Annotated in this window: 23 protein-coding genes; 12 read left to right on the top strand and 11 right to left on the bottom strand. The window is 59.2% G+C overall.

The window, feature by feature from the left end:
- Nucleotide 1: 1 nt before the first annotated feature.
- Complete coding sequence (locus tag PYR65_RS26720; RefSeq protein WP_244490144.1) at nucleotides 2-295, top strand: circadian clock KaiB family protein; 294 nt, start codon at nucleotides 2-4, stop codon at nucleotides 293-295.
- Complete coding sequence (locus PYR65_RS26725) at nucleotides 288-1979, top strand: response regulator (protein ID WP_276122321.1); 1692 nt, start codon at nucleotides 288-290, stop codon at nucleotides 1977-1979. Before PYR65_RS26720 ends, PYR65_RS26725 begins: the two co-directional genes overlap by 8 nt.
- A 48-nt stretch (nucleotides 1980-2027) precedes the next feature.
- Here PYR65_RS26725 and PYR65_RS26730 read toward each other — a convergent pair whose 3' ends face one another.
- Entirely contained in the window at nucleotides 2028-2312 is a 285-nt protein-coding gene (locus tag PYR65_RS26730; protein WP_276122322.1) for a hypothetical protein, read from the bottom strand.
- 239 nt (nucleotides 2313-2551) lie between these two features.
- Complete coding sequence (locus PYR65_RS26735; protein ID WP_276122323.1) at nucleotides 2552-3034, bottom strand: pyridoxamine 5'-phosphate oxidase family protein; 483 nt, start codon at nucleotides 3032-3034, stop codon at nucleotides 2552-2554.
- 243 nt (nucleotides 3035-3277) lie between these two features.
- Here PYR65_RS26735 and PYR65_RS26740 point away from each other — a divergent pair, with 243 nt between their 5' ends.
- Nucleotides 3278-5194 (top strand): AI-2E family transporter, encoded by a 1917-nt coding sequence (locus tag PYR65_RS26740; protein WP_276122337.1) that lies wholly within the window; start codon nucleotides 3278-3280, stop codon nucleotides 5192-5194.
- Nucleotides 5195-5264: 70 nt separating this feature from the next.
- On the opposite strand, the gene PYR65_RS26745 is transcribed toward PYR65_RS26740, so the two are convergent.
- Complete coding sequence (locus PYR65_RS26745) at nucleotides 5265-5609, bottom strand: DUF4112 domain-containing protein (protein ID WP_060637730.1); 345 nt, start codon at nucleotides 5607-5609, stop codon at nucleotides 5265-5267.
- Nucleotides 5610-5985: 376 nt separating this feature from the next.
- Here PYR65_RS26745 and PYR65_RS26750 point away from each other — a divergent pair, with 376 nt between their 5' ends.
- Together PYR65_RS26750 and PYR65_RS26755 are read left to right on the top strand one after the other, a co-directional pair.
- Complete coding sequence (locus tag PYR65_RS26750; RefSeq protein ID WP_276122324.1) at nucleotides 5986-6306, top strand: hypothetical protein; 321 nt, start codon at nucleotides 5986-5988, stop codon at nucleotides 6304-6306.
- Nucleotides 6307-6359: 53 nt separating this feature from the next.
- Nucleotides 6360-6878, top strand: coding sequence for a 2'-5' RNA ligase family protein (locus PYR65_RS26755; RefSeq protein WP_276122325.1), 519 nt, complete (start codon nucleotides 6360-6362; stop codon nucleotides 6876-6878).
- Here the strand turns inward: PYR65_RS26755 and PYR65_RS26760 are convergent.
- Together PYR65_RS26760 and PYR65_RS26765 are read right to left on the bottom strand one after the other, a co-directional pair.
- Nucleotides 6862-7077, bottom strand: coding sequence for a hypothetical protein (locus PYR65_RS26760; RefSeq protein WP_060637733.1), 216 nt, complete (start codon nucleotides 7075-7077; stop codon nucleotides 6862-6864). The two genes, PYR65_RS26755 and PYR65_RS26760, sit on opposite strands and share 17 nt — an antisense overlap.
- A gap of 106 nt (nucleotides 7078-7183) precedes the next feature.
- Nucleotides 7184-7579 carry a response regulator gene (locus PYR65_RS26765; protein ID WP_276122326.1) on the bottom strand — a complete coding sequence of 132 codons (396 nt, stop codon included), beginning with the start codon at nucleotides 7577-7579 and terminating at the stop codon, nucleotides 7184-7186.
- A 261-nt stretch (nucleotides 7580-7840) separates the two neighbouring features.
- On the opposite strand from PYR65_RS26765, the gene PYR65_RS26770 reads away from it, so the two are divergent.
- The 4 genes from PYR65_RS26770 to PYR65_RS26785 all read left to right on the top strand — a co-directional run bounded on the left by PYR65_RS26770 (nucleotide 7841) and on the right by PYR65_RS26785 (nucleotide 9111).
- Entirely contained in the window at nucleotides 7841-7987 is a 147-nt protein-coding gene (locus tag PYR65_RS26770) for a hypothetical protein (protein ID WP_156383115.1), read from the top strand.
- Nucleotides 7988-8045: 58 nt separating this feature from the next.
- Entirely contained in the window at nucleotides 8046-8279 is a 234-nt protein-coding gene (locus tag PYR65_RS26775) for a hypothetical protein (protein ID WP_276122327.1), read from the top strand.
- Between the two features lie 171 nt (nucleotides 8280-8450).
- Nucleotides 8451-8696, top strand: a complete 246-nt coding sequence (locus PYR65_RS26780) for a DUF982 domain-containing protein (protein WP_276122328.1) — start codon at nucleotides 8451-8453, stop codon at nucleotides 8694-8696.
- Between the two features lie 151 nt (nucleotides 8697-8847).
- Nucleotides 8848-9111: a DUF982 domain-containing protein gene (locus PYR65_RS26785; protein ID WP_162252653.1), complete on the top strand. Its 264-nt coding sequence runs from the start codon at nucleotides 8848-8850 to the stop codon at nucleotides 9109-9111.
- A 25-nt stretch (nucleotides 9112-9136) separates the two neighbouring features.
- Here the strand turns inward: PYR65_RS26785 and PYR65_RS26790 are convergent, their stop codons facing one another.
- The 6 genes from PYR65_RS26790 to paoA all read right to left on the bottom strand — a co-directional run bounded on the left by PYR65_RS26790 (nucleotide 9137) and on the right by paoA (nucleotide 15098).
- Complete coding sequence (locus PYR65_RS26790; protein ID WP_276122329.1) at nucleotides 9137-9604, bottom strand: MgtC/SapB family protein; 468 nt, start codon at nucleotides 9602-9604, stop codon at nucleotides 9137-9139.
- 88 nt (nucleotides 9605-9692) lie between these two features.
- The gene (locus PYR65_RS26795) at nucleotides 9693-10139 is read right to left on the bottom strand and encodes a PRC-barrel domain-containing protein (RefSeq protein ID WP_276122330.1); all 447 of its coding nucleotides are present in this window, start codon (nucleotides 10137-10139) and stop codon (nucleotides 9693-9695) included.
- A 197-nt stretch (nucleotides 10140-10336) separates the two neighbouring features.
- Nucleotides 10337-11269: an XdhC family protein gene (locus tag PYR65_RS26800; protein ID WP_276122331.1), complete on the bottom strand. Its 933-nt coding sequence runs from the start codon at nucleotides 11267-11269 to the stop codon at nucleotides 10337-10339.
- Between the two features lie 44 nt (nucleotides 11270-11313).
- The gene (paoC, locus tag PYR65_RS26805) at nucleotides 11314-13509 is read right to left on the bottom strand and encodes an aldehyde oxidoreductase molybdenum-binding subunit PaoC (protein WP_276122332.1); all 2196 of its coding nucleotides are present in this window, start codon (nucleotides 13507-13509) and stop codon (nucleotides 11314-11316) included.
- A 3-nt stretch (nucleotides 13510-13512) separates the two neighbouring features.
- Nucleotides 13513-14463 carry an FAD binding domain-containing protein gene (locus tag PYR65_RS26810; protein WP_276122333.1) on the bottom strand — a complete coding sequence of 317 codons (951 nt, stop codon included), beginning with the start codon at nucleotides 14461-14463 and terminating at the stop codon, nucleotides 13513-13515.
- Nucleotides 14460-15098, bottom strand: coding sequence for an aldehyde dehydrogenase iron-sulfur subunit PaoA (gene paoA / locus PYR65_RS26815; RefSeq protein WP_276122334.1), 639 nt, complete (start codon nucleotides 15096-15098; stop codon nucleotides 14460-14462). The genes PYR65_RS26810 and paoA overlap by 4 nt, the downstream gene beginning before the upstream one ends.
- A gap of 600 nt (nucleotides 15099-15698) precedes the next feature.
- Here paoA and PYR65_RS26820 point away from each other — a divergent pair.
- From PYR65_RS26820 to PYR65_RS26830, 3 genes are read left to right on the top strand one after another with little or no spacing between them, the layout of a single operon-like run.
- Entirely contained in the window at nucleotides 15699-19136 is a 3438-nt protein-coding gene (locus PYR65_RS26820; protein ID WP_276122335.1) for a response regulator, read from the top strand.
- Nucleotides 19137-19141: 5 nt separating this feature from the next.
- Nucleotides 19142-19972 carry a CheR family methyltransferase gene (locus PYR65_RS26825; protein WP_276121840.1) on the top strand — a complete coding sequence of 277 codons (831 nt, stop codon included), beginning with the start codon at nucleotides 19142-19144 and terminating at the stop codon, nucleotides 19970-19972.
- The gene (locus tag PYR65_RS26830) at nucleotides 19969-20535 is read left to right on the top strand and encodes a chemotaxis protein CheB (RefSeq protein WP_060637744.1); all 567 of its coding nucleotides are present in this window, start codon (nucleotides 19969-19971) and stop codon (nucleotides 20533-20535) included. The genes PYR65_RS26825 and PYR65_RS26830 overlap by 4 nt, the downstream gene beginning before the upstream one ends.
- Nucleotides 20536-20537: the final 2 nt, after the last annotated feature.

Here is a 20537-nt window from a genome sequence, read left to right on the forward strand (position 1 = left end):
TGTGTTGAGACTTTACGTAACCGGAACGACCGCACGCTCCGTGCATGCAATTTCAAATGCCCGGCGCATCTGCGACGCGCATTACACGGATGACTATGAGCTTGAGGTGATCGACCTCTATCAGCATCCGGAGGCGGCAAGGGAGCATCAGATCATTGCCGCGCCGACGCTGGTGAAGATCATGCCCGGCCCTATCCGGCGCATTATCGGTGATCTGTCCGACGAGCCAAGGGCCCTCGAGGCGCTGGGCATCGTGCAGCGAAAGAGTACGAACAGGACCGGCAAAGATGATTGAAGACGGCAGCCTTTCTCGCGAGACGGAGGCATTGCGCGAGCGCCTGAGGGAGGCGGAAGAAACACTCGATGCGATCCGCAATGGTGAGGTCGATGCAGTTGTCGTTGCCGGTGATGGTGGCGTGCCGCAGGTCTATACATTGGAGACCGCCGACCAGACCTACCGGATCCTTGTCGAGGAAATGCGCGAAGGTGCCGTGACCCTGTCGGCCGACGGGACTGTTCTCTACAGCAACAGGCGGTTTGCCGAACTCGTCGGCGTCAATACCAGCGCTATCGTTGGCGGCCTCCTGTCACGGTACGTGTCTCCAAACGACATCGCCCGGCTCGACGCGGCTGCGGCCCAGTCCGGCAAGGGTGAATTCGATCTGGTCTCGGTGAACGGCTTGCTTGTTCCTGTTCACTTCTCCTTCGCCAGGCTCGGTGGAGACGAACGGTCGCCTGAGACGTTCTGTTGCGTGGTGACGGATCTGACCGATCAGAACCGCACGGGAGAGGAACTGCGTTCCGCACATGAACGGCTGCTGTTGGAGGTGGAGGAGCGCCAGCGCACCGAGGAGCTTCTGCGCCACAGCTTGAAGATGGAAGCCGTTGGCCAGCTCACCGGTGGTGTTGCGCACGATTTCAACAATCTGCTGATGGCGATTTCCGGTGGTCTCGATATGCTGAAGCGAACCGACGATCCGGTTCGCCGCGAACGGATCGAGATCGGCATGCGCCAGGCCGTTGACCGGGGCGCCGGGCTGACCCGCCAGCTTCTGACGTTTTCCAGGCGCCAGGCCATCGATCCCGAAGCGATTGACATCCCCCGCCAGATTGCCGGAATGCGCGAGCTTTTGGAGCGGTCGCTGCGCGGCGACATCCAGGTGGTCACCGATTTCGCTGCCGACCTGTGGCCGGTCTATCTCGATACCAACGAGTTCGAGCTCGTGGTCATGAACCTGTGCATCAACGCCCGGGATGCCATGCCGAACGGCGGTACGATTACCGTTTCTGCAAAAAACAAACCTTCCCTAAAAGCCGGCCGGTTCTCCGGCGATTTCGTTCAGGTCATCATTGCCGATAATGGGTCCGGCATGACGCCTGAGGTTCTCGCGCATGCTCTAGAGCCGTTCTATACGACAAAGGATGTCGGCAAAGGTTCCGGGCTCGGATTGGCGCAGGCATATGGGTTTGCAAACTCGGCAGGTGGCAAGCTGGATATCAAGAGCGAGGTGGGACAGGGCACGAGTATTTCACTGCTGTTTCCCCGTTCCGACCTCTCGCCCAACGCCCGCACTGCCAAGATTGGCCATGCGAAAACGGAGCTGGATCAAGGGCCGGGCAACGGCCATGTGCTCCTCGTCGAGGACGATCATGAAGTGGCAGAATTCACCGCAGAGATGATCAGGAGTTCCGGATACCGGGTGACGCGCGTGGCCTCTGCCCAGGCAGCGCTTGGTGCCTTGGCCAATGGCCGCAACATCGATCTGGTCTTTTCCGATATCATGATGCCCGGCGGGATGAACGGCGTGGACCTCGCCAAGGAAATCCGCACGCGCAAATACGATGTCCCGGTTTTGCTGACCAGTGGATATGCCGCCGCATTCCAGGCCGAGGCCCATGCATTGGGCGTGCGGATATTGGCAAAGCCCTACAGGATGGAAGAGCTGTCTGCGGTACTGCTGGAACTGATGCAGCCATAGCGATTGCCCGCGGGCAAGATGGCTAAAAGAGTTTTTCAGGAAGCAATGTCAGCCGTCGAGGCTCGTCAGCAATGGCAACGTGGCTGCTGGCTCATTTGCATCCGCGTTTTTGACCTTTCGCTTCACAGGCTTGCGGGTTTTGCGCGGTACTTCCTCGGTCAATGAGAGCGTCAGTGGCTCACCTGCCGGCGCCGGGTCTAGGTTTAACGGAGCAGCTTCGACATCTTCAACGGCTTGCCCCGCTACTGCGGCTGTTGCGCGATCTGCATTCGGCTTTGATGGTGTTTTTTGGACCTTCGTGTCCGGCTCATCGTGGCGTTTGTAGCGGATCATCTTGGATTCCCTTATTCAATGTTCCCCTCTTGTTCTCATTGGGCGATGCTGGTGTCAAACCATTTCGGTAGGTTCGCCCGGTTTGCCATCCCCATCAGCAGGTTCTGCGCCTAAAGTTCCGATGCCAGAAACGGAAAAGCGCCTTGAACAGTGGACCGTTCAAGGCGCTTTGCTATCGGTGAAGGCAGAGTTGGGCGACTGCAGAATTTTTTGCGAAGCGCCTTTCCAGACCCGGCTTGTTACAGGTCAACCTTCGCGTTTTTACCCATGTCCGGCCTGCTGTCGCTCACTGCGGCAGCAAACATCTTGATATAGCTGACCACCGTGCCGGGGCTATCCCAGTATTCGGCGGACGAAGGATCGATCTTGAGCACGCGGATCGACGGGTCGTCAGCATCGTCCCACCAGGCTTTCGATGGGGTGGAAAACAGCTCCCGGATCTTTTCGCGATCATTGGAAACCGTGGCTTTGCCGGAGACCGACACGTATTTTTGGCCCTTGGAATCCGCGAAAGCCAGACACACGTCCGGAAACTTCTCGATCTCCTCGTCCTTGTGACTTTCAGCGTCGGTAAGGAAATAAATCGCGTTTTCCATGCGCTCAACATGGGCCGCCATTGGCCTGGCGCGGATGTCGCTGTCATCCCGCGTCGCAAGCATGCAGAACATGATCTTTTCCATCAGGTCATAGGCCCGCGTCACGTCATCTATCGTCTGGGTCATTTCGTCTTTCTCCATGGCTTCGCACCAGCAACCCGCAGACCCCTGTAAGGTTCCGCCAGCCGGCAATTTGCTGCCGCCTGATCGGCTCTTTGCAATCCGTGCCCTTGGCGATCAGCCAATATTTTTAAAGCCACCTCGATAAACACCCAGGCTGCCGTATCTAAGCGTTGAGGCGCCAGGTTGCCGCCGCATAGCATCACGAGGAGTCGGCCGTTGAGCACGCAAGCATCCAAGGTCACAGATATGCACGGCGCGGTTCCAAGCCAGGGGTCACTGGCCAACACTGCTTTGTCAGGTCGGACGATCCTGATCCTGATCGGCGTCGCCGTCATCCTGCGGGTGGGGCAGGAAATCTTCGTGCCGCTGGCGCTCTCACTCCTTTTGACCTTCACCCTTGCACCGATCGTCTCCTTCCTGCGCAAGCGGTATGTGCCGAAAATTGCCGCCGTGATCCTGGCGGTCGTCTCCGCGTTTCTGGTGATTGCTGCCTTCAGCTTCATTGTCGCCGGGCAGGTTGCCAATCTGGCGGAGAATATTCCGACCTATCAGCGCAACATCGTTGGAAAGGTCCATGCCCTCAGTCAGGCGGGATCCGGCAATGGTGTGCTCGAACACCTGAGCAAGGTCGTCGAGCGGGTCGGAGCTGAGATGCAGAACCGCGCGGTGGAAAGCCAGGACGCGTTTGCACCGGAGGCGAACATCCGCGAACCGATGCCGGTCGAGATCATCACGCGCTCCAAGCCGATCGAAACCCTGGTGAACGTCATCCTGCCCCTCATCAGTCCGTTCGCGACTGCGGGCCTGGTCATCGTTCTGGTGATTTTCATGCTGCTGGAACGCGAAGAGTTGCGCGACCGCTTCATCCGCCTGGTCGGGCTTGGCGATCTTCACCGCACCACGGCCGCCCTGCAGGACGCGGGGAAACGCGTCGGCAAGTACCTGTTGATGCAATTGGTGGTCAACGCTCTCTATGCCATTCCGATCACCATCGGGCTCTGGCTGCTGGGTATCCCAAACGCCGTGCTGTGGGGCCTGCTGACGCTGGTGCTGCGGTTCGTGCCTTATATCGGCCCGGTGATCGGCATGATCCTGCCGCTCTTCCTGGCTTTGGCGATTTCCCCTGGCTGGTCGCTTGTCGCCTGGGTCGCGGGATTGTTCATCGTCACCGAGCTGATCAGCAATAATGTCATCGAACCATGGCTCTATGGCAGCCATACCGGCCTGTCTCCACTCGCCATCATCATCTCAGCCATTTTCTGGTCTTGGCTATGGGGGCCGCTCGGGTTGATGCTCTCGACACCCCTAACGGTCTGCCTGGTGGTCCTTGGACGATATGTTCCGCAGTTCAGCTTCCTCGACGTTCTGCTGGGCAACGAGCCTGTGCTCCAGCCCCAGGAAAAACTCTATCAGCGCCTGCTTGCCGGCGATCCCAGCGAAGCCACCGATAATGCGGAGGAGTTTCTCGAGGATGAGTATCTGATCGACTATTACGAAAAGGTCGGCTTGCCGGCGCTGGTGCTGGGCGAGACGGATCGTCAAAGAGGCGTCATGTCCGAACAGCAGATCGCACTGGTCGCTTCAAGCGCGCAGATCCTCATCGGCAATCTCGCCGAGATCGCCGAGGAAGAGGAAAACGAAGAGGATGAGGATGAGGCGGATAAGCCGGGTGATGGCGGCGAGGCCGAAAAAGACCTCGACCTTCCCGATGGAAAAGGACGCACAATCGTCTGCGTGGGGGGCAGAGGTGCGCTCGATGACGCTGCCGCATGGATGATGGCGCAGGTCATCGCCGTTCAAGGTGCAGACGTGGTGACCGCGGAACACACCATCTTTGCGGGCCGCAACGCGATATCCACGGAAGGCGCTGACACGGTTCTTGTGGCTTTCCTCAACGACAATTCCAAATCACACGCGCGTCAGATCGTCCGGCGCCTGAAGCGCGCCAAACCGTCTTTGCGCGTGGGCATCATCATGCCAATGGCAGACGGTGATGAGCGGCCACGTATCGAACCTGAGGAGATCAATGCAGACTTTGTGTCCATCAGCTTGACGGAAGCTGTTCGCAATGCGCTTGGTGAGACCGATGCCGTGGTTTTGAAAAGCATCGCGCGAAAGCTGTTAAAACCACGCCCGCGGGCTGGTCAGGCTGTGGATGCGTAACGGCGATGGTGGCCACACGGAGGGAGAGCTTTCGCACGGCAAGGGTGGACCGGACCTGCGATTGCTCGCTTTACGTCCTTCTGCGCGTCCGCAGAAGCTCCTCTTCCGAAATGCCGAAATGATCGAGAACGATGTTCAGGTTACGGCGATTGGATTTGAAGTAGACGTCAAAGATATCGCCAAGCAGCGGCACGCTTCCACCGATGGTATCGACGCCCAGATTTCCCAGCATGCGCAGGAGAGTTTGAGGTGGCACACCAAGCTGGCGGGCCTCGTTGACGAGAAACAGGCCCACCAGCGCGGCGCCGGCATCGCCCACGCCGGGCAGGAGCCCGAGGATCGAATCCGCGCCCAGTCTAACACCCGTTCCGGGTATCCGGATCGCCGTATCCATCAGTCTGGCGATACCATGCATCCGGCGCAGCCGCCGTATCCGATCCTCATGGTCGATGCCGGGAGCGTTCAATTTGCACCTGCCTTCGGTGCCGGATCATCCGCCATGTGTCGCCTCGGATTTGGGGGTGGAAAATCGGGACCGTCGTCACGCTCGACATCGTCGCACTTGAAAAACCTGCCGGGTGGATATCTGCGCGGCATGTCACTCACTTAGGAAGGCTTAAAGGCCGCTGCCAGTGCCTGGCTCGGCGAATTGCGGAGAAATATCCGCCACGCGTTCACAACCTTTTGCCGTTCCTAAACACCAAGCGGACGCAAAGGTTCCATACGCCAGCTCACGCTGGTCGTTGGCAAAAGCAGCAGCATAGGGTCAGACTGGTTGGGAGGGAAAACGCTTGAGCCACGCGGCTTATCCGAATACGCCGGACGGCAGGTATTTTGTCGTTCGCGGCCGCCTCTGGCGCCGGAGCAATCCGGACCTAGATGAGGAAACCCGTGAGCGCCTGGTCAAGGCGCTGATGTCGGCCCGCCGTGCGGTTCGCGATGCGAAGGGTGATGCCGCTGCGCTGGCGCTGGCCCGGCAGCGTGTCGATGACGCCAAGGTTTCGCTCGGCGAACGTGGCCCTGTCTGGTGGAACGACGGCGCGCCGGACTTCAACCGGCATCTGGTCAAGAACACGCCCTATGCCGTTTGGGCCGAGGATTTGCTTCTATGATTGTGCTGTCGTTGTTTGGGCAGAGATTACGGAATGAAAGGTAGCGCCGCACAGTGAAGACGCTTCATCCCCTTATTGTGACCGCGCAGATTGCGCAGGATCATCTGGAACCGTTCGACCGTCTGCGGCAAGCGCACTTTCCCCAGGCTAGAAACTTTCTGCGTGCGCATCTGAAGGTGTTTTACCGCCTGCCGGGGGAATATGCCGCCCAGATCATGAAGCAACTCACGGACGCTGCGGCAGCAACCAGCATAATCAAGGCAGAGGTTAACGGCGTTCGCCACATTGGTGCAGGCGTGGCGTTCACGGTCATCAGCCCGGAACTCCAAACTGTCCGTGCCGGGCTGAAAGCCGCCTTCGCGCCTTATCTGGTGTCGCAGGATATGCAGAAATGGCAGCCGCACATCACGGTGCAGAATAAAGTATCACGACCCGCAGCAGACAGGCTTGACACCGATCTCGCCGGGACCTTCAGTCCGCATGAGATCGATATCATCGGGCTCGACCTGTGGAGATATCTGGATGGTCCGTGGAAACACGAATTTGCCGCGCCGTTCAGGAGCGGTGCTTGAGTTCGATATCCCCGTTAAAGCAGACCGGGTCGGCGTCAATGCAGTCGATGCAGATCCCGCAGCAATCCTGATCGAACTGGCTCGCAAGCTTTCTCTCGCGGCAACAGTCACACATCATGATGCGATCCATCGAAGTCTTTTCCGGTGGAATGATCTCAATCAGCAACGCTTTTGAAGCATTGGCGCCCGTCGTTGACATGATAACCTCACTTGACTGATGTCTAATCAAGGAAATGGGGACGCTGGTCCAGGCTTTCCATGGGCTTGGCGATATTTTTGGCCCCTTGGACAACCGTTTCCACAATCTAGGATGCTGTTTTCTGAGCACCTTCGCGCTGCCGGTCCGGCTGGGCCAGAAACATTTCGCCGAGCAGCAAAAGCATCGCAACCACGCTATAAGGCTTCGGGACAAAGCGGGCCTCGCCCGGCAGTATATCGTCGTCGAGTTGGTGACCGCCGGAGGTTACGATCGTGGAAATACGTTTCCCATAGCCTTGCAGGAGCTTTGCGAGATCAAGTCCGTTCAAACCGCCCGGCATGTCGATATCGGTGATGACGGCATCAATCTCGTGCAGTCCCAAGATCGCGACGGCCTCAAGGACGGTCCGCGCCTCGCGGACGCCGTAGCCTTCGTCTTCGAGCGCCTCGGTCAAGAGCATCCGGATGAGCGGCTCATCTTCGACAACGAGTATGGTACGCATGTCATTGTCCATGGCCGTCTCCACTCTGGTTACTCGATCAACGCCTGGTTACTCGATCAACGCGCCTGCCCAGATTTAGATTGCCTTCGGCTGACAGTATTTGGAAACAATATGAATAAAATGCCAACAATCGGCTGTGAAGCGCGCCGGGACTGCAGATAGCGCGCGGTCAGCTGCCAGTCCCCAGTTGGCGTATCGCTCGCAATCACGGCCGGAACTTTCTCCGATCGATGGGGTTCCCTTGCTCAAAGGAGAACCACGATGGACGACGATATTTTCGCAGTCGCGCTGATGAACCTTGCCTTTGGCGTGCTGGCACTGACGATCGGCTATATCTACACGCTGCCCAGCGGCAGCACACTCCCGATAGACTCCGCTCCTGTCGTCATCGCCATTGGCGCGCAATGAAGCATGTCAGCCGTTTTTGCCCACCCCGCCCTCCAACGCAGATCTTGAGTGACGCTTGATGGCTGAGCCCTTCCGAGGCAATGTTTTCATCCATCCGATGCACTTCGATGCCGGCGGCACGCTGGTCGATAGTGACCTCGTCGTGGTGTCAGGTCTGACGTTAGCTGAAGCGATAGAAAAACAGTTTGGCGCCGGTACGCTTGAGAGCGGTGAAAAGCATTGCCTTGTAGGCACGGTATCATTCGTCGAACAGGGCAAGATTTTCACACGGCCGATCTATCGGCGCCCGTAGTGCTCGTATCCTCTCTGGGGTGCCGCACGTCCCGCTTGGTACCTCTTCACGCAACGACGAGGGCCCGCCATCAATTTCGCGGTCGTATTCCCATCTTTCGGACACGGCTGCGTGATGGCTGGGAACATTGCCCTTCCTCGAATGTTGCGCTGTTTTGCAGGAAGGACTGATATGCCGGACATCATTTGGGAAATTCCCCTTACCATCACGAGCGACGAGGGCCCGTACACGATCAATGGCCCGAAAGAGGCCTTGCATTATCTCGAAAATAATTTGCCGGTTGACTGTGGTCCGCTGTGCGAAGCTGCCAAGGTCGCATGCACCGCTGCGCTGCAGCCCGGTGAAGAAATTGAGGAATCCCGCGGCGCTTTCGTCCGCGCGGCGATCGAGGCCGAAAATCCCGTCCTGGCGCCTTAGAGATTCGGGTAATTGTCACAGCTTTTCCCCGCAAATTTGGTGAAAGCGAACCATCCGCAGCGTCAAAAATCATGCTGTTCAACTGCCGTGGAACAAAGTCTCTCATCCAACGTTTGCGGCGCGGGAGATCTCGTTTCTTATGGAGGAAGGCATGCACCCGAATGAAATCTGCAATCCGACTGAAATCCAGTGGCAGCCCGTTATTGTCCGGCTGCGGGGCGGCATCGAGCGGAAGGTCTGCGGGCCGCTTCAAGGGTTTGAAATCCTGAGCCGGCATATGGTCGGTCCAAACAGCAATATCTCTGCGAATGCTGCCCGCTGTTGCCGGCTGGCGCTTGAGCGCAAGATGACGCCGGAACAGGCCCGCCAGGCATTTGTCGCTGCCACGATGGACCAGGAGCTACGCGCCAATTGATACGGTGCCGACCGCGGCTTCCAGATCAGCGCTCGGGATTTTTCTCGCCGGGTTCCTCGGGTGGCTTGAAATTGCCATTCAAGCGAAGCGTGAGGAAAGTCATGACGGACAGGACGAGCGCGATATCATAGGCGCCTAGCCCGACAGCGGTGCCGATCGCGCCGGTGGCCCAAAGACTGGCAGCGGTCGCGGTGCCACGTACGCTTTTGCTCACCACCAGAATAGCGCCGCCGCCGATAAAACCCATTCCGGTGATCAGGCCTTCGACAATGCGCGCGGTGGCTTCTGCATTTCCCGCCGTCAGGTTCTCCGTGGCTTGAATGAAGCCGCAACTGGCAATGGCCACGAGGGGAAATGTTCTCAAGCCCGCGCTGCGTTCGCTCTTTTCGCGATCCCAGCCGATGGGCAATGCCAGGATATAGGCGACGACGAGCGCGCCGATATGCGGCACGATATTGAAGGACAGGCCGATGTCGTAGATCTGGTTCAGCATAGCCTTGTCCCCATATTGATGCAGAAAGGTTCCTTATCGGCGCGCCCCGGAGGCTAAGGGCCAGCCCGAAAGCTGGCCCAAGACCGGTTTATTTTTTCATCTTGGAATAGTCGAGCTTGGGTGCGTTCGACAGATCATCCTTGGTCGTATCGACATAGGCTTTCCAGGTTCCGTCCGTCTCGGCAAGAGCAACCGAGGCGGGGTCGAGCACGACATAGCTTTCGCCGATGCTGAGGAAGCCGCCAACGCTGGCAACGATCCCGATGACCGCCTTGCCGTCGCCGACAACGATATCGGAAATCTCACCGATTTCCTCATTCTGCTTGTTGACGATGTCGATGCCGATCAGCTTCGACGTCATCAGGTCGGTGTCCTGAATGTTCACATACTTGAGCGGAATGGTGGCAGCAGTGCCCATTGTAATACCGGGACCGCTGAGGGTCGCATCGGCGCCTGTTGCGGCGGCAGTCTGCGCGAAGGCGGCGCCGGCGAAAAGGGAAAGTGCGACGCCAGCGAGGATGGGACGTAGGCTCATATTGGGTAGGCTCCTGTATGGAATGCATGCGACAGAGATGAAGCCGTCTGCCCGGCGGCACTTAACACGCGACCGGGCAAAAGGTTCCAGACCTTCGGTTCAAAACGAGCCGGCGCGACCACTCCCCATCGCGATGGGAAGCGGCTATGACCTTGGCTTTTCAAAGCTATCCGGCAAACCGGTGATGCCTGGCATGGTCATCCATAAGACATCAAACGGGACGCTGCGATATCGGCGAGCACCGACAGCGCCAGCGAAGCGGAGTCCCGTGCCGGGCCGAAGACGCCGATCGGTGCCTTGATGCGGCGCAATTCCGCATCACCATATCCCAATGCCGTCAAGCGCTCGATGCGGTGCCGGTGCGTTCTCGTGCTTCCTAATGCGCCGATGTAAAAGCCGGGTGAGTGGAGCGCTACCTCCAGAACTGGTATCTCTTGATCCAGGTCGTGATGCAGCATGACGATGGCGGTGTATGCATCGATCTGTGAGGTCATAACCGGCTTGCCCGCCCCCGCGCGGGTGAGGACAACGTCATAGCCGGACGCTTTGCCGAGCCGTGCCACGGTTTCCGCTTCGATCGACTGTCCGGAAACGAGCAGCCGTGTGCGCGGGCGGTACGCCGTCAGAAATGTGTCCTCCTGCCAACCAGCCCGTGGGGGAACTTCCACAAGGTCCAGCGACTGATGCCTGGCCGCATATTTGAGACCCATTGGCTGGCGTTCGTTCAGACTTTCAAGCACCCGTTCTATGCCGGTGACGTCGCGTAGCAGGTGGATCGCGACGGAAATTCCGCCGCCACATGGGAGAACAATATCCATAAAGGGCGAGCCATCGCCGAACAGGACCGTGCGGTCGCGTCCGGCCTCCATGGCAAGCAGAGCCTCTGCGGCAACCGCTGCCTCGACACAGCCGCCGGAAACGTAGCCGCAAAAACGGCCATCGGCTGCGACCACCACATGGGATCCCAGAGTGCGGGCCGCGCCGCCGCGTATTTCGACGAGGGTGGCCAACGCAACTCCGGCACCTTCGCGGAAACACTCGACTGCGAAGCCAAGGATTTCCGCAGGATCATCTGTCAACAGCGCCCTGACCGGTGTTGGGAGCAGAGCTGTGGTGGAGAATTCAAGCATGCTGTTCCCTTTCCCAACATCAGCCATCGATACTGGCTGCAAGGTCACGCGATCTCCGGAAGACCGCCGATCAGCTTGTCCAGCGTGACCGGATAGTCGCGCACCCTGACACCGGTCGCATTGTAGACGGCATTGGCGATGGCGGCCGCCACGCCGCACAGGCCAAGTTCGCCGACCCCCTTTGCCTTCATCGGCGACGACATCGGATCGGTTTCGTCCATGAAAATGACCTCCTGATGGGGGATATCGGCATGAACCGGCACTTCGTAACCGGCTAGATCGTGGTTGACGAAGAACCCACGGCTCTTGTCGACCGCAAGCTCTTCAAACAGCGCACCACCAGCGCCCATCGTCATGGCTCCGATCACCTGACTGCGCGCCGTGACGGGATTGAGGATACGTCCGGCCGCACAAACGGCCAGCATTCGCCGGATTCGGCTTTCTCCCGTCATGGCATCGACGCCGACTTCAACGAAATGCGCGCCAAACGTCGATTGCTGATGTGTCTTTGAGAGGTCACCCCATGTCATCGTGTCTTCGCCCACCAGACCACCGGAACCTGCCGCCTCGGCAAGCGGCACGGACCGGTTGCCGGAGCGAACGGTGCCATTTTCGAAGACCACATCGTCGGAATTGAAGCCAAGTTTTTGCGCTATGGCCTCCCGCAGCTTTACGCAGGCGGCATAGACGCCGGATGTCGCGGAATTGGCACCGAACTGTCCGCCGGAACCGGCCGACACAGGAAAACGGGAATCGCCGAGGTGGACGCCGACCTTGTCCATCGCGACACCCATCATTTCTGCGGCCGTCTGCGCGATGATCGTGTAGCTGCCGGTGCCGATGTCGGTCATATCAGTTTCGACCGTGATGACGCCTTCGCTGTCCAGCTTCACGCGCGCGCCTGACGGCATCACAAGGTTGTTGCGAAACGCCGCCGCAACGCCTGTACCGATCAGCCATTGGCCCTCGCGCTTCGAACCGGGTTTGCCACGGGCATCCCAGCCAAAACGCTCCGCACCAAGCTTCAGACAACCGACGAGGTCGCGATGGGAAAATGGCCGCTCGGGCTTTTCGGGATCAACCTGGGTGTCGTTGAGAATGCGAAACTGGACGGGATCGATGCCGACTTTCTCGGCGATCTCGTCTATCGCGATCTCCAGCGCCATCAGGCCAGGCGCCTCTCCCGGTGCCCGCATGGCGTTGCCCTCTGGAAGATCGAGCGTCGCCAGCCGCATCGCCGTCATGCGGTTTTCACCGGCATAAAGCAGACGTGTCTGCATGACGGCGGTCTCGGGATTTCCACCCTCAAGGTCGCCCGACCAGCTCTCATGCGCGATGGCCGTGATCTTGCCGTCGCGTTCGGCGCCGATGCGGATGCGCTGGATGGTCGCTGGGCGGTGGGTCGTGTTGTTGACGAGAAGCGGGCGCGGCAGCGAGATCTTGACCGGGCGTTTTGCGGCCTTGGCCCCGAGAGCAGCCAGCAGGGCATCTGCCCGCAGAAACAACTTGCCACCGAAACCGCCGCCAATGAAGGGCGACATCAGATGGATTTTCTCCTTGTCGATGTCGAGCGTGGTCGCCAGATCGGATCGCCACCAGTCGATCATCTGGCTCGACGTCCACAGCGTCAACGTGTCGCCGTCCCATGCGGCGATAGAGGCATGCGGCTCCATCATCGAATGCGATTGGTCAGGCGTTGTGTAGGATTGGTCGAGGGTGACGGGCGCGGTCTTGAAGGCACTTTCAAAGTCGCCGGCGGCCGAGTCCGGCTCTTCCGTCTCGGGCTTCACGGCCGTGTCCATCGCTGCTTTCAGGTCGAATGCGCCCTTTTCTTCGGTGTAATCGACCTTGATCAGGGCTGCAGCCGCGCGTGCCTGCTCGAAGGTTTCCGCCACCACGACGGCGATCGCCTGATGATAGTGCTGTATTTCGTCGCCACCGAAAAGATTGGCGGTGTTGTATTTCCCCTTCTTCAGCTTACCGACCTCCGGTGCCGTCACCACGGCGATCACGCCCGGCGCATTCTTTGCCGTGGAGATATCCATCGATTTGATACGGCCCTTGGCGATCGCAGCACCGACCGGATAGCCATAGGCGTAGCGCACATCTGCATCGTGCCATTCATAGGCGTATATCGCCCGGCCGGTGGTCTTCAACTGACCGTCGATGCGGGGGATCGGCTGACCGACGACCTTCAGATTGTCGATGGGATTGGTGGTTGCTGGTGTATCGAACTGCATGGCTCAACCCCTTGCTTCGGCGATGACTGCGCCGAGCGTGCGCTCGACGAGATCGACCTTGAATCGGTTCTGTTCGGTCGGGTGGGCATCGGCAAGAAGAATACCGGCCGTTGCCCGCGCACCTTTTGGCAGTGCTTCATCTGCTTCATCGATGCGCCAGGGTTTATGGGCGACGCCGCCGACCGCGACCCGTCCAGTCCCGTCCGGTTGAATGACAGCCCCCACAGACACAAGCGCAAAGGCATAGGAAGCGCGGTCCCGGACCTTCCGGTAGATGTGCCGGCCACCGATCGGTGCGGGCAACACCACAGCGATGACGAATTCGCCGGGATCCAGAACGGTTTCGATATGTGGCGTATCACCCGGCAAGCGGTGAAAATCGGCGATCGGGATCGAGCGGCGGCTGCCGTTCGCTTTCACGGTTTCTACGACGGCATCGAGCGCCCGCATGGCGATGGCCATATCGCTGGGATGGGTCGCAATACAGGCTTCGCTGGTTCCAGTGACCGCGTGCTGGCGGCTGAAGCCGCCAATCGCGGAACAGCCGCTGCCCGGCTGGCGCTTGTTGCACGGCTGGTTGGTGTCATAGAAATACGGACAGCGGGTGCGCTGCAGGAGATTGCCGGCGGTCGTCGCCTTATTGCGAAGCTGGCCTGACGCTCCTGCGAGAAGTGCCCTCGACAACAGCCCGTAATCGCGGCGTACGGTTGCGTGGGCGGCAAGATCGGTGTTTCGAACCAGAGCGCCGATGCGCAGGCCGCCGTCCGGTGTGACCTCGATTTCGGCGAGGCCAAGACCGTTCACGTCGATCAGATGCGTCGGGGTCTCGATCTCAAGCTTCATCAGGTCGAGCAAATTGGTGCCGCCTGCAATGAATTTGGCGTCCGGATTGGAGGCGGCTGCCTTGGCGGCCGCTTCGATGGAGGACGCGCGTTCGTAGGTGAAGGCTCTCATGCTCGTGTCCCCGCTGCTTCGACGATCGCTTCGACGATGTTGGAATAGGCGCCGCACCGGCATATATTGCCGCTCATGCGTTCGCGAATTTCGTCGGGGGTAACGCCTGCGTCTGCGGTCAGATTTTCGGTGACGTGGCTGGGGATGTTCGCCTTGATCTCCTCCAGCATCGCCACGGAGGAACAGATCTGTCCCGGCGTACAATAGCCGCACTGAAACCCGTCATGCTTGACGAAGGCGGCCTGCATGGGATGAAGGTCGCCGGGTTTGCCCAAACCTTCGATCGTTGTGATCTCGTCTCCTTCGTGCATGACGGCGAGTGTGAGACAGGAGTTGATACGGCGGCCATCGACCATAACAGTACATGCACCGCATTGGCCGTGATCGCAGCCTTTTTTGGTTCCGGTCAAATGAAGATGCTCGCGAAGGGCATCCAGCAGCGTGGTTCTGTTATCGACGGCGAGATCCCGGCTTTCTCCGTTGACCACGAAAGATAGGTTGGTCATATCCGGCATCTGGTTTCCCCCTGTTTGTGCTGCGGCTTTGTTCGTCGTGGCGCCGGTGATCGCAATCGTCGCAGCCGACGAGATCAGTAGGTTCCGGCGGGATATTTCCAGTTGGATCGTAGGCTGCATATCCAGCTCCCGTGTTTTGGCCCAATGGGCAGGTGTAAGGGCGAAGTTTGACTGGGTTGGCGTGGTGAAAGAGGCTGACGCACCATCGCGCCATCATGACCCTCGCATCGGCAGTCCGCGTTCGTTCAAGCAAAACGAGTCCTGCCCTGACCCGATAACCATCGAGCGGGTGAAAAGTTCGCGATAAATTTTTCCGCTGCGTTCACGCTTCCGTCAGACGGTTCAGAAATCTCTAAAAGCGCAGGAACGCACACGTCTGCCGCACCTCGATGGGCGGCGGTGCAGTTGATGCCTGGCTGTTTTGGAGAGGACAGAACCGGCGCGGGTTATCGCCTCCTGCCATCGCCCGCAATCAGAAGGACGGCCTTTGGGCGGTTTGCCCTTATCGGGCGTCGAAAGAACCGGAAACTTGCTTTCCTCTCGCTTGAAGGTTTCGTCCGGCGCGCTACATCGCGCGGGCGTGGTCGAATTTCCGGGGCAGTTGGGGTCGCCCTGAAAATAATGCGTGTGTTTCTAATTTACGGGGTTGCGCTGAACAGTTTCGCATGACGACTTGGCCCCGCGCCCACCTGTCCTCTTATATATCCGACGAGATCTTTCATGAAGCAGAGCAATATGCCCAACACATCAGCGCGAAAGTTGGGTCTGGACCCGGTTGTGGCCTTCAGCCTGGCTGGCGCCATCGCTTTCTTTCTGATCAGCGGGCTGGTTGCCTATCTCAATCTCCAGAGCCTGCGCGAAAACAATGGGGAAGTCGTTCACTCCCATGACGTGATCGTCGCTCTGGACGAGCTGCTGTCGAGGGTACAGGATGCCGAGACCGGGCAGCGCGGTTTCCTGCTGAGCAACAACCAGCGCTATCTTGAGCCTTATAATTCCGCCGTGGCCGCGATCCCGCAAAAGCTGACTGAAATCACTGAACTGACCAGCGATAACCCGGCGCAGCAACGCCGGATCGGGGCACTCAAAACCCATGTGGAGGCCAAGCTTGCCGAGCTGAAGGAGACCATCGATCTGCGCGGGACGCAGGGTATTGATGCCGCCCTTGCGGTTGTCAATTCGGACCGGGGCAAAGTCCAGATGGATGCCATCCGGACGCAGCTTTCGGCCATGGGCAAAGAAGAAAGCGATCTGCGTGTGAAGCGCCTTGCCGAAATGGATGGTGCCTACCGTACGGCCTATGCCAGCAGCATACTCTCTGGCCTTCTTGGAATTCTCCTGACGGCCGCGATCGGGGTGTTGTTGCGCCGGGCGACGCTCGCGAGAAGGCGTGAGGAATGGCTGCAGTCCGGCCATGTCGGATTGAGCGCCGCGATCATGGGCGACAAGCGTACCGAGCAGTTGGGCGAGAGCATCCTTGAATTTCTGGCAGGATATGCCGGCGCGATCGCCGGCGCGGTTTTCGTTGGAAGCAAGGGCGTGTTCCGCCGCGCCTCGATTTATGGCGTGCCGGACGTATCAGCGGTTCCAGAGCAATTCAAATTGCGGGAAGGTCTGCTTGGACAAGCAGCGGCTGAGGGGCGGCCCAACGTGGTCAGCGATATCCCCGACGGCTACATCACCTTCGGATCGGCACTGGGGCGGGACAAGCCGCGGCATCTGGTCATTTCTCCCGGCAGCGTCGATGGCGATGTCAATACGGTGATCGAACTGGGCTTTCTGCGGCCGGTCGACGAAAGTGTACTGGTCTTGCTCGAGCAGGTTTCCCCTTCGATCGCGACAGCGGTCCGATCGGCAAATTATCGTGTCGAGCTGCAGAACCTGGTCGAAGAAACACAGCGGCAGTCCGAAGAGCTGCAGGTTCAGAGCGAGGAGCTGCGCGTTTCCAACGAAGAGCTGGAGGAACAGAGCCGGGCGCTGAAGGAATCGCAGGTGCGCCTGGAGCAGCAGCAGGTTGAGCTGGAGCAAACGAACTCGCAGCTTGAGGAACAGACGCAGCAGCTGGAAGGCCAGCGCGACGATCTTGAGCGCGCGAATGCTGCCGTTCAACTGAAGGCGCGCGAGCTGCAGCAGGCCAGCCAATATAAATCGGACTTTCTCGCCAATATGTCGCATGAGCTGCGCACGCCGCTCAACTCTTCCCTCATCCTCGCCAAGCTGCTTGCGGATAATCCGGATGACACATTGACGGCAGAGCAGGTCAAATATGCGCAGACCATTCAGTCGTCGGGCAATGACCTGCTCAACCTGATCAATGATATCCTCGACCTCTCGAAGATCGAGGCGGGACATATCGATATCAGGCCGGAAGCCGTGTCAGTGGAGCGCCTGGCCAACAATATCAGCCAGCTGTTTCAGCCGATCGCGGAAAACAAGCGGCTGACATTCGACATCGACATTGCACCGGAATGCCCTGCCATCATCCAGACAGATCTGCAGCGGCTGGAACAGGTGCTGAAGAACCTCCTGTCCAACGCGTTCAAGTTCACGGAAACCGGACGTGTCGGTCTCTCGATCCGGCGTGCTCCTGACGGGCAGATCGCGCTCGCCGTGACGGACAGCGGCATCGGCATTGCCGAGGAACAGCAGCGCAGCATCTTCGAGGCTTTCCATCAGGCCGACGGCACGATCAGCCGCAAATATGGCGGCACCGGTCTTGGCCTCTCGATTTCGCGCGAACTCGTGCGTCTGCTCGGCGGCGCGATCCATTTGACCAGCCGTCAAGGGCATGGAAGCACGTTCACGATCACCATTCCGGAAGCTTATGACCCGGCAACCGTTGTACCCCGCGACGCCCGCAGCGCGGCGGTATCAGCCGCGCCTACGATTTCCCCGGCGATCGAAACACGCACCGTTGCCATCGAGCGGCACAATCTCGTGGACGACGACCGGGCGGCGCCATCTGACGAAAAGCGGGTTCTTCTGGTCATCGAAGATGACGATACATTTGCTGCCATCCTGCGCGATATCTCCCGCGAAATGGGCTTTCGAACCCTGGTGGCCGGAACGGCGCAGGAGGCTCTGGATCTTGCAAAGCAATTCATGCCGAGCGCCATCGTCCTCGACGTCGGCCTGCCGGACCAGTCCGGCCTTTCCGTTCTCGACAGGCTGAAGCGCGATGTCCGGACGCGCCACATACCCATCCATATCGTCTCCGGCGACGATCACGCCGAAACGGCCTTTTCGCTCGGCGCCGTCGGCTACATGTTGAAGCCGGTGAAGCGGGAGCAGCTGGTCGAGGTGTTGCAGAAGCTCGAAGCGAAGCTCTCGCAGCGTGTCCACCGCGTCCTGATCGTCGAGGATAACCAGGTCCAACGCGATGCCGTGGCAAAGCTTTTGACCTCGCATGACGTCGAGACCATGGTCGCCGGTACTGCGGCTGAATGCCTGCAGCTTCTGAAGGAACAGACATTCGACTGCATGGTGCTGGATCTGTCCCTGCCGGACGCATCCGGCTATTCCCTGCTGGAGACGTTGAGCAAGGAAACCGCCTACGCCTTTCCGCCCGTGATCGTCTATACCGGCCGCGTGCTGTCAGCCGATGACGAACAGCAGCTGAGGCGCTACTCCAAATCGATCATCATCAAAGGCGCGAAATCGCCGGAGCGTCTGCTCGACGAGGTCACGCTGTTCCTGCATCAGGTCGTCTCCGAGCTGCCGGACGAACAGCAGAAGATGATCCGCAAGGCGAGAAACAGAGACGCGCTGCTTGAAGGGCGGCGTATTCTGGTCGTCGAAGACGATGTCCGCAATGTCTATGCGCTCACCAATATCCTCGAGCCGCGCGGCGCCATCATCGAGATTGCGCGAAACGGCCAGGAAGCGCTCGACGCGCTTGCAAAGGCCGCAAGTCAGCCTGGATCTGCGATCGACCTCGTGCTCATGGATGTCATGATGCCGGTCATGGATGGGCTGACCGCCACCCGGGAAATTCGCAGGAATGCGGACTGGAAGAGGCTGCCGATCATCGCGCTCACCGCCAAGGCGATGCCGGATGATCAGCAGCGCTGCATCGACGCCGGCGCCAACGACTACATGGCTAAACCCCTGGATGTCGAAAAACTTCTGTCCCTCGTTCGCGTCTGGATGCCCCGGTGACCGAAATGTCAGCGCCAGAAAAGGTAGAAGACATTGAAATCCGGCTTCTGCTGGAAGCGCTCTATGTCCGCTATCATTATGACTTTCGCAATTATGCGATGGCGTCGATCAAGCGCCGCCTGCGGCAGGCACGCGATCAATTGGGGTTCGCAACGATTTCGGCGATGCAGGAAAGTGTTTTGCACGATCCGCAGATGCTGCCCCGCGTGCTCGGATATCTGACCGTGCAGGTCAGCGAGATGTTCCGGGATCCGAGCTATTTCCAGGCGATCCGCGAACAGGTCGTGCCTCACCTGAGCACCTATCCATCCTTGAAGATCTGGATTGCGGGATGCAGCGGCGGCGAGGAACTGTACTCGCTGGTCATCCTGTTTCGCGAGGAAGGGCTCGAGAGCCGGACGATCTTTTACGCCACGGATATCAGCCAGGAAGCGCTTCGCACTGCGGAAGCGGGGGTCTACACTCTCGACCGCATCCAGCTGTTTACCGAAAACCACCGGAAATCCGGCGGCAAATCCTCATTGTCGGACTATTACAGCGCGGCTTATGGCAGAGCCGTTTTTGACAAGTCGCTGCGGCAGAATGTTGTCTTCTCCGATCATAGTCTGGTGACCGATGCGGTTTTTGGCGAAATGCACCTGATATCCTGCCGGAACGTCCTGATCTATTTCGACCGGCCGCTCCAGGATCGCGCCATCGGCCTGTTCAAGCATTCGCTCGCCCGCAAGGGCTTTCTCGGCCTCGGTGCCAAGGAAAGCCTGCGCTTTTCCGATCATTCCGGGGCCTTCAAGGATTTTGTCCGCGAGGAGAAAATCTATCAGAGGTCAGGCGAATGAACCAGAACCGGCCACAAGCCATCGTGATTGGAGCCTCGGCGGGTGCGCTGGAGGCCCTGTCGGTCATTCTGCCGGCACTGCCCGGCAATTTCGATCTGCCTCTCATCGTGGTCGTTCATATTCCGCCCGACAAGCGCAGCGTGCTTGCGGAACTCTTCCAGGCGAAAAGCCGGATCGTTGTCCTTGAGGCCGAAGACAAGCAGCCGATCCGTGGCGGCACCGCCTATTTTGCGCCGCCGAACTATCACCTGCTTGTCGAAGCCAACGGAAGCTTGTCCTTGTCCAGCGACGAAGCGGTGCTGTTTTCGCGTCCATCCATCGACGTTCTGTTTGAAACGGCTGCCGATGCCTATGGCGCCGGTCTGATCGCCATTGTTCTCACCGGCGCCAATCACGATGGCGCTGCCGGTCTGCGTGCGGTTGTCGAGGCCGGCGGAACGGCGATTGTTCAAACTCCAGACGGCGCGTTTGCGCCGGCGATGCCGCAAGCGGCAATAGCGATGTGTCCCACCGCTCACGTCATGCCGCTCGACGCCATCCTCTCATTTTTGCAAAAGGTTTGACC

This window comes from Pararhizobium qamdonense (assembly GCF_029277445.1).
GTDB classification, from domain to species: domain Bacteria; phylum Pseudomonadota; class Alphaproteobacteria; order Rhizobiales; family Rhizobiaceae; genus Pararhizobium; species Pararhizobium qamdonense.

Bases quoted from the DNA above. Each gene is read 5' to 3' on its own strand.
- PYR65_RS26775 (WP_276122327.1), top strand. From the start codon at position 8,046: ATGGCTGAGCCCTTCCGAGGCAATGTTTTCATCCATCCGATGCACTTC.
- PYR65_RS26735 (WP_276122323.1), bottom strand. From the start codon at position 3,034: ATGACCCAGACGATAGATGACGTGACGCGGGCCTATGACCTGATGGAA.
- PYR65_RS26800 (WP_276122331.1), bottom strand. From the start codon at position 11,269: ATGCTTGAATTCTCCACCACAGCTCTGCTCCCAACACCGGTCAGGGCG.
- PYR65_RS26820 (WP_276122335.1), top strand. From the start codon at position 15,699: ATGAAGCAGAGCAATATGCCCAACACATCAGCGCGAAAGTTGGGTCTG.
- PYR65_RS26830 (WP_060637744.1), top strand. From the start codon at position 19,969: ATGAACCAGAACCGGCCACAAGCCATCGTGATTGGAGCCTCGGCGGGT.
- paoA (WP_276122334.1), bottom strand. From the start codon at position 15,098: ATGCAGCCTACGATCCAACTGGAAATATCCCGCCGGAACCTACTGATC.
- PYR65_RS26790 (WP_276122329.1), bottom strand. From the start codon at position 9,604: ATGCTGAACCAGATCTACGACATCGGCCTGTCCTTCAATATCGTGCCG.
- PYR65_RS26825 (WP_276121840.1), top strand. From the start codon at position 19,142: ATGTCAGCGCCAGAAAAGGTAGAAGACATTGAAATCCGGCTTCTGCTG.
- PYR65_RS26770 (WP_156383115.1), top strand. From the start codon at position 7,841: ATGGACGACGATATTTTCGCAGTCGCGCTGATGAACCTTGCCTTTGGC.
- PYR65_RS26780 (WP_276122328.1), top strand. From the start codon at position 8,451: ATGCCGGACATCATTTGGGAAATTCCCCTTACCATCACGAGCGACGAG.
- PYR65_RS26740 (WP_276122337.1), top strand. From the start codon at position 3,278: ATGCACGGCGCGGTTCCAAGCCAGGGGTCACTGGCCAACACTGCTTTG.
- PYR65_RS26725 (WP_276122321.1), top strand. From the start codon at position 288: ATGATTGAAGACGGCAGCCTTTCTCGCGAGACGGAGGCATTGCGCGAG.
- PYR65_RS26765 (WP_276122326.1), bottom strand. From the start codon at position 7,579: ATGCGTACCATACTCGTTGTCGAAGATGAGCCGCTCATCCGGATGCTC.
- PYR65_RS26745 (WP_060637730.1), bottom strand. From the start codon at position 5,609: ATGCATGGTATCGCCAGACTGATGGATACGGCGATCCGGATACCCGGA.
- paoC (WP_276122332.1), bottom strand. From the start codon at position 13,509: ATGCAGTTCGATACACCAGCAACCACCAATCCCATCGACAATCTGAAG.
- PYR65_RS26730 (WP_276122322.1), bottom strand. From the start codon at position 2,312: ATGATCCGCTACAAACGCCACGATGAGCCGGACACGAAGGTCCAAAAA.
- PYR65_RS26795 (WP_276122330.1), bottom strand. From the start codon at position 10,139: ATGAGCCTACGTCCCATCCTCGCTGGCGTCGCACTTTCCCTTTTCGCC.
- PYR65_RS26810 (WP_276122333.1), bottom strand. From the start codon at position 14,463: ATGAGAGCCTTCACCTACGAACGCGCGTCCTCCATCGAAGCGGCCGCC.
- PYR65_RS26760 (WP_060637733.1), bottom strand. From the start codon at position 7,077: ATGTCAACGACGGGCGCCAATGCTTCAAAAGCGTTGCTGATTGAGATC.
- PYR65_RS26785 (WP_162252653.1), top strand. From the start codon at position 8,848: ATGCACCCGAATGAAATCTGCAATCCGACTGAAATCCAGTGGCAGCCC.